Source organism: Catenulispora subtropica (assembly GCF_039531675.1).
In the GTDB taxonomy this organism is placed as follows: domain Bacteria; phylum Actinomycetota; class Actinomycetes; order Streptomycetales; family Catenulisporaceae; genus Catenulispora; species Catenulispora subtropica.
On sequence record NZ_BAAAQM010000132.1, the window covers coordinates 1 to 896 of the forward strand.

Annotated in this window: 1 protein-coding gene; it reads right to left on the reverse strand. The window is 70.9% G+C overall.

Translation table 11 applies throughout. The features are described from left to right. On the reverse strand, nucleotides 1–896 hold an 896-nt coding region (locus tag ABD466_RS44270), incomplete at both ends, for an MBL fold metallo-hydrolase (RefSeq protein ID WP_344663329.1).

The following is an 896-nucleotide window of genomic DNA, read 5'->3' on the forward strand; positions in this document are numbered from 1 at the left end:
GGTAGACGTCGAGTGCGGTCAGGGCCATGGGGCTGTCGACGTAGATGGGGACGTCGCGCAGGACGCCGCGTTGGGCGAGGCCGGTCAGTTCGTGCAGGATCATCTCGGTGCGGTCCACGGCGAAGGCCGGGATCAGCACGGTTCCGCCGCGCCGGAGGGTGGAGGTGATGGCTTCCTCGAAGCGGGACGCGGAGGTGAGGTCGTCGTGGCGGCGGTCGCCGTAGGTGGATTCCACCAGCAGGGTGTCCGCGCCGTCGAAGGGGTCCGGTGGCCGCAGCAGCGGGTGGTGGGGCCGGCCCAGGTCGCCGGAGAAGGCGATCGTCGAGGACTGAGAGTTCCGAGAGTTCCGAGAGTTCTTCGCCGCGCCGTCCAGGGTCAGTTTGGCCCAGGCCGAGCCGAGGATGTGGCCGGCGTTGTGCAGCCGGCAGTGCACGCCGTCGGCGATCTGGGCGGTGGCGCCGTAGTCGAGTTCGACGAAGTGGTCCAGGCAGCGCTCGACGTCCTTGGCGTCGTACAGCGGCAGCGCGGGCTTGTGCTTGCTCCAGCCGTGTTCGTTGGCCTGCGCCGCCTCCTCCTCCAGCAGGTGGGCGGAGTCGCGCAGCACGATCTCGGCCAGGCTTATGGTCTCCGGCGTGGCGTAGACGGCGCCGGTGAAGCCTTCTTTGACCAGCCGCGGCAGGTAGCCGCAGTGGTCCAGGTGCGCGTGGGTGACGACCGCGGCGTCGATGCGGGCGGCGTCGGCCGGCAGCGGCTGCCAGTTGCGCCGCCGCAGTTCGCGCAGGCCCTGGAACAGGCCGCAGTCCACGAGCACCGAGGCGCGCGGCGTGCGGACCAGGTACTTGCTCCCGGTCACGGTGCCGGCCCCGCCCAGGAAGGTCAGCGATCCGGTGGTGTCG